The organism is Exiguobacterium sp. Leaf196 (assembly GCF_001423965.1).
Taxonomy (GTDB): domain Bacteria; phylum Bacillota; class Bacilli; order Exiguobacteriales; family Exiguobacteriaceae; genus Exiguobacterium_A.
Genome location: NZ_LMPV01000008.1, coordinates 216,612 through 222,914 on the forward strand (window position 1 = coordinate 216,612; position 6,303 = coordinate 222,914).

Sequence of the window (6,303 nt, forward strand, 5' to 3'; positions counted from 1 at the left end):
TTCGTTTTTCATGTGTTCTGAAAATGGGTATAATAAGCACGAGAGTATAACAGAATGGAAGAAAAACGCTTTAGAAAGGAGTAGCACATGAGTCGATTCCCAAAAGAAAGTAGCAAGATTGAGATTCAAAGTTTCAAACATAACGGGAGCTTACACAGAGTTTGGGAAGAAACGCTCGTGCTGAAATCGACGGAAGAAGAATTGATTGGGTTCAATGATCGCATCATGGTCAGTGAATCGGATGGTCGTCAGTGGCGAACGCGAGAGCCTGCAATCTGTTATTTTTCAACAGAACTCTGGTTCAATGTCATTTGCATGATTCGGGAGGATGGCATTTATTACTACTGTAACCTCGGATCCCCTTCTACGTTCGATGAGAAAGATCGAGCAGTCAAGTACATTGATTATGATTTAGATATCAAAGTATATCCGGATATGTCCTACATGATCCTCGATGAGGACGAATATGAGAAACATCGCCGCGAGATGAATTATCCGAAGGCGATCGATCGTATTTTGAAAGACAATGTCCAAATCCTGATCCAGTGGATTCGTAGTCGCAAGGGTCCATTTAACCCGGCTTTTGTGGATATGTGGTATCGTGAATATGAAACAAGATATCGGAGATGATGGTTCGCCATCGTCTTTTTTTAGTTGAAGGAAGTGAAACATGTGGCAACACAAGCAAAACGTAAGAAACAAGGCTCGATTCGTCGGTATATGGCGTTCGTCAAGCCGTATCAAAAACAGATCCTCTTGACGGTCTTCGTCGGGATCATCAAGTTCTCGATCCCACTCGGACTTCCATTGTTGTATAAGTACATCATCGACCATATCCTAACTGGGAACACGATGCCGATGGCTGAAAAAAGTAAGCAATTGGCATATTTGATCGGAGCAGGTGTCTTCATCTTCTTGATCGTCAAGCCGCCGCTTGAATACGTTCGCCAATATCTCGCACAATGGTCAGCGTCGAAGATTCTATTTGACGTACGGAACCGATTGTTTGATCATGTTCAGAAATTGTCGCTTCGTTTTTATTCGAATACGAAAACCGGAGAAGTCATTTCGCGGATCATCAATGATGTCGAGCAGACGAAAGACTTCGTCGTCACAGGATTAATGAATCTATGGCTTGATATGATCACGATTTTTATTGCCATTGCCATCATGTGGACGATTGATCCGAAGTTGACGCTTATCGCCATCATTCCTTTACCCTTCTACGCCCTCGCCGTTAAGTTCTTTTACGGTCGCTTACGTGGATTGACACGGGAACGCTCGGCAGCACTTGCGGAGCTACAAGGTCATTTGACGGAGCGGGTCAACGGCATGGCGGTTATCCGTAGTTTTGCACTGGAACCACACGAGAACAAAGCGTTCAAACATCAAAATGATGGGTTCTTAAAAGCAGCGCTTCGTCAAACGAACTGGAATGCGCGGACATACGTCGTCGTATCGACGATTACGGACTTCGCACCAATCCTGATCTTCGGAACGGCGGCGTTCTTCGTCTTGAACAATCAAGTGACACTCGGGACGATGGTCGCGTTCATTGGTTATATCGACCGTCTGTATGCACCGCTCGGTCGTCTCGTCAACTCCTCAACGACGTTGACACAGTCGATTGCCTCGATGGACCGGATGTTCGAGTTTTTAGATGAGCCGTACGACATTACGGAAAAACCGAATGCGCGTGAACCGAAAGATGTCCGCGGAAACGTTCAATTTGAAAACATCAGTTTCGCTTATGAAGAAGGCGGCGAGCTGGCGATCGATCGCTTGACGCTTGACGTTCAGGCAGGCGAACGGATTGCTTTCGTCGGGATGTCAGGTGGCGGGAAATCAACGCTCGTCAGTTTGATTCCGCGTTTTTATGATGTGTCTGCCGGTCGGATCACGCTTGACGGTGTTGATATTCGTGACTTGAAGTTGCGAGGTCTTCGCGATCAGATCGGGATGGTCATGCAGGAATCGATTCTATTTAGTGAGTCGGTCCAAATGAACATCAAGATGGGGAATCCGGACGCGACGGACGAGGAAGTCATCGCAGCAGCAAAAGCAGCGAATGCCCACGAATTCATCGAACGATTACCGAACGGTTATCATACGCCGGTCGGTGAACGAGGCGTCAAGTTATCGGGTGGTCAAAAACAACGTCTTGCGATTGCGCGGGTCTTCTTGAAGAATCCGCCGATTCTAATCTTGGATGAGGCGACGAGTGCGCTCGATTTAGAGAGCGAAGCGATGATTCAAGATTCGTTAGCGCGTCTTGCAAAAGGGCGGACAACGTTTACTGTCGCGCACCGTTTATCAACGATTACCGATGCCGATAAGATCGTCGTCATTGAAAATGGTCAGATTACGGAAATTGGCACACACGAAGTTCTCATGCAAAAACGAGGCGCTTATTTTGAACTGTATGCCATTCAAAATCTGGAACTCGTCGAATAACAAAAAACAGCGCCCCTTGCGAGGGCGCTGCTTTTTTAGTGAAGAGACTTAAAGTCGAGCAAAGGCACGATTGACTGCTGCGATCGTCTCCTTGATGTCGGCTTCCGTATGTTCCGTCGTCAGGAACCACGCTTCGTATTTCGAAGGAGCGAGGTTGACGCCTTCTTCTAGCATCAATTTGAAGAAACGTCCGAACATCTCGCTATCTGCACGTTCTGCACCATCGTAATCGATGACTGTTTCATCCGTGAAGTAGACCGTCATGGCACCTTTTAGACGGTTGATCGTAATCGTGACGTCATGACGTTTTGCTGCTTCCAGTACACCTTGTTCGAGTAAGGCACCGAGGTGATCAAGTTTTTCATAGACACCAGGCTGCTCAAGTAATTCAAGACAAGCGATACCGGCAGCCATGGATGCTGGGTTACCTGCCATCGTTCCCGCTTGATAAGCCGGACCGAGTGGCGCGACGTGTTCCATGATTTCCTTGCGACCGCCATAAGCACCAATCGGTAAACCACCACCGATGATTTTGCCGAGCGCCGTCATATCGGGGCGGATATCGAGTAACTCTTGTGCACTGCCGTACGTGAAACGGAATGCAGTGATGACTTCATCGTAAATAACAAGTGCATCGTGAGCATGCGTAATTTCGTTGACTGCAGCAAGGAATCCAGGTTGCGGTTCGACGATACCGAAGTTTCCGACGATCGGTTCAACGAGTACACAAGCGACTTGATCGCCCCATTGTTCCATGATTTGACGGTACGATTCAATATCATTGAACGGTGTCGTGATGACTTCTTTTGCCGTCGCTTTCGTGACACCTGCTGAATCGGGAGAACCAAGTGTCGCTGGACCACTTCCTGCTGCGATCAGCATCAAATCCGAGTGACCGTGGTAACAGCCACTGAACTTCACGACAAGCTCACGACCTGTATATGCTCGTGCGACGCGAATCGTCGTCATGACGGCTTCCGTTCCGGAGTTCGTAAAACGTACTTTTTCAAGCGAAGGAATCGCTTTTTGTAGTTTATGTGCAAAGTCGATTTCTAGACGGTGGGGCGTGCCATAAAGAAGACCGTTCTGGGCAGCGTGTGTGATCGCTTCCGTAATGTGGGGGTGACCGTGTCCTGTGATGATCGGACCGTAGGCCGCTAAGTAATCAATGTAGCGATTGCCATCGACATCATAAAAGTAAGCACCTTTTCCGCTTTCCATATAGACAGGTGCACCGCCGCCGACGGCTTTGAATGAACGGGATGGGCTGTTGACGCCACCAACGATACACTCTTGTGCGATTTCATATAACGCCTCTGAAGTAGGGCGAGTAGTGTGGGTAGACATGAGGATTCCTCCAATCGATGATTCGTGAAAAATATCACGATATGATTGTATCATGGACGTCAAATCCGGTGCAGAGCCGTTGACGGAATGACTTTTTGTAGGTAGACTAATTATAAAGATTATAATCTGATAGTCAATGAAAGATAGAAATGAGGGGATGGACGTGGCTAACGAAATGCTGGATGACGCCGTGAAGTCACTTCGGGAATCAGGCGTTCGAATGACACCACAACGTCACGCGATTTTAGAATATCTGACGACGGGACACACACATCCGACAGCGGATGAGATTTATCGTGCACTCGAACATCGATTTCCAAATATGAGTGTGGCGACTGTATATAATAACTTACGCGTGTTTCGAGAAAAAGGAATCGTTGAGGAAATGAATTACGGAGACGCTTCAAGTCGCTTCGACTTCGTTACGACACGCCATTACCACATGATCTGTGAAAATTGCGGAAAGATCGTTGACTTCAACTATCCTGTGCTCGATGATGTCGAAACGGTTGCGGCGCACTTAACAGGCTTTAAAGTCGATCGTCACCGATTAGAAGTGTACGGAACTTGCCCGGACTGTCAATCGAATGTCCAATAAAAAAACGAGCTGCCCTTAGCGGGGAGCTCGTTTATTGTGTTTATTGTACTTTTCGTCAAATTCTTTTCCTTCGAGAGAAGGATCCATCGTCAGTGGTTCGTCACAATGCATACATAAGTCAACGCGACCAAGGACTTTTGTCTCTTTTCCGCAATTCGGACAAGTAACGACAGCTGCCTTCGTTGATGTTAGACCAATCAAGAAGTAGAGTGCCGTACTGGCGAGAACCATAACGAAACCGAGAAGCATGAGTAAGACCATGATGATCTCGAATTGTTTGAGTAATAGACCGCCGTACATGACGAGCATACCGCCGAATACGAGAAACATTGCTAAGTTTCGCGCGCGGTTTATTTTATTTTTACGTTGTTTTTTCAAGTGAATTCCCCCTGTTGTCAGTCTAGCATAAGATGCGGGATTGCCTGAAGAAGGAAAGCTTGTTTTTTTGTCGAAAATGGTAACGACGAGTTCGTATAGAAGGGTGAGAAGTAAATGGAACAAGCAACACGAACGATTTATTCGGAATACGCGGCTTATCGTGAAACTCAAGGAATCATTGCGGTCGAAAAACGACAACCACGGGATTCTCTGACAGATCAATTTGATACACTTCTTGTTGTCATCACAAGAGATCCGGAAGTCGAATGGACGATTAAACATTACCGATTGAATACGTTGAAAGTATCTTTACATCTTGTACACGAGGATGTGTTATCGCGTTGGATTTTATTGAACGCTAATCGACGAGCAATTCATTGGATTGCTGAAGGGACGATCGTATTCGAACGAAACGATTACTTAGTTGACTTAAAAAGACAACTACTCGATTTTCCTGATGAGGAACGACATTTACAGATGACGATTTCCTTTGCTAAATTGTTGCGTCGTTTCCAAGATGGAAGAAACTTGTTTAGTCGCGGACATCATTATGATGCCTATACACATGTCCATCATGCGTTGCATCACCTGGCACGGTTATCCGTCCTCGAAAAAGGAAAACATCCTGAAACGGTCGTTTGGGAACAGGCGCGACTCGATGACCCGGATGTCTATAAACTATACGAGCAATTATTGATGAGTGAAGAGACACTAGATCAACGTATTCATCTTGCTTTGATTGGGCTTGAGCACCTTTTGCAGTCCAAGGTTTTATCGGGAGGACGCTATTTATTCGAAATTATGCGTGAACGGACGGATCCTTGGACGATGTATGAATTGATGGAAGAAGAACGATTGCAAGAAGTTAAAGTGGATTTGAGCAGCTTAATCGATTTCTTCATGCGAAAAGGTTTGATTCGTATCTCATATCAAACGACTAAAGGGGCGGGAGTCGAACTCGTGACGTATGAGCCGGTCGTATGACGATCGGCTTTACTTTTTCTTAGAATTGTTTTTGCTATATATAGAAGAAAAAAAGATTTTAAAAGTTTTTTTAAAAAAACTATTGACGGTATTATACCGAGATAGTATATTAATACATGTCGACAGGGCAACACGCGCTGGATGGTGACAGGAAAGAAAAAAGATTTCAAAAAAGGATTGACGCTTAAGTTATTCCGTGATATCTTATTAAAGTCGCTGAAAACGACACGACGAACTTTGAAAACTGAACGATGAGGCAAAAATCGTATTCTACGGAATACAAAAACGAATGAAGCGCAAGCTTCGTCAATCGTGTATGGAGAGTTTGATCCTGGCTCAGGACGAACGCTGGCGGCGTGCCTAATACATGCAAGTCGAGCGCAGGAARCTGACGGAACTCTTCGGAGGGAAGGCAGTGGAATGAGCGGCGGACGGGTGAGTAACACGTAAGGAACCTGCCTCAAGGATTGGGATAACTCCGAGAAATCGGAGCTAATACCGGATAGTTCAACGGACCGCATGGTCCGCTGATGAAAGGCGCT

Annotated in this window: 6 protein-coding genes and 1 rRNA gene; 5 read left to right on the forward strand and 2 right to left on the reverse strand. The window is 46.0% G+C overall.

The features are described 5' to 3' along the window. Positions 1-87: 87 nt before the first annotated feature. On the forward strand, positions 88-630 hold the full coding sequence (locus ASG02_RS11845) for a DUF402 domain-containing protein (RefSeq protein ID WP_023467311.1): 543 nt from the start codon (positions 88-90) through the stop codon (positions 628-630). A gap of 90 nt (positions 631-720) precedes the next feature. Next, a complete protein-coding gene (locus ASG02_RS11850) occupies positions 721-2,454 on the forward strand; it encodes an ABC transporter ATP-binding protein (RefSeq protein ID WP_035412790.1) in 1,734 nt (577 codons plus the stop codon). A gap of 48 nt (positions 2,455-2,502) precedes the next feature. On the opposite strand, the gene ASG02_RS11855 is transcribed toward ASG02_RS11850, so the two are convergent. Beyond that, positions 2,503-3,801 (reverse strand): glutamate-1-semialdehyde 2,1-aminomutase, encoded by a 1,299-nt coding sequence (locus tag ASG02_RS11855; protein ID WP_056063679.1) that lies wholly within the window; start codon positions 3,799-3,801, stop codon positions 2,503-2,505. Between the two features lie 175 nt (positions 3,802-3,976). On the opposite strand from ASG02_RS11855, the gene perR reads away from it, so the two are divergent. Continuing rightward, entirely contained in the window at positions 3,977-4,399 is a 423-nt protein-coding gene (gene perR, locus ASG02_RS11860; RefSeq protein ID WP_369792039.1) for a peroxide-responsive transcriptional repressor PerR, read from the forward strand. Between the two features lie 15 nt (positions 4,400-4,414). On the opposite strand, the gene ASG02_RS11865 is transcribed toward perR, so the two are convergent. Next, a complete protein-coding gene (locus ASG02_RS11865; RefSeq protein WP_029340912.1) occupies positions 4,415-4,777 on the reverse strand; it encodes a DUF2614 family zinc ribbon-containing protein in 363 nt (120 codons plus the stop codon). Positions 4,778-4,891: 114 nt separating this feature from the next. Here ASG02_RS11865 and ASG02_RS11870 point away from each other — a divergent pair, with 114 nt between their 5' ends. Both ASG02_RS11870 and ASG02_RS11875 read left to right on the forward strand, forming a co-directional pair. Continuing rightward, positions 4,892-5,761 carry a nucleotidyltransferase-like protein gene (locus ASG02_RS11870; RefSeq protein WP_035412741.1) on the forward strand — a complete coding sequence of 290 codons (870 nt, stop codon included), beginning with the start codon at positions 4,892-4,894 and terminating at the stop codon, positions 5,759-5,761. A gap of 313 nt (positions 5,762-6,074) precedes the next feature. Next, positions 6,075-6,303: ribosomal RNA gene (locus ASG02_RS11875) — 16S ribosomal RNA — on the forward strand; the annotation flags it as partial.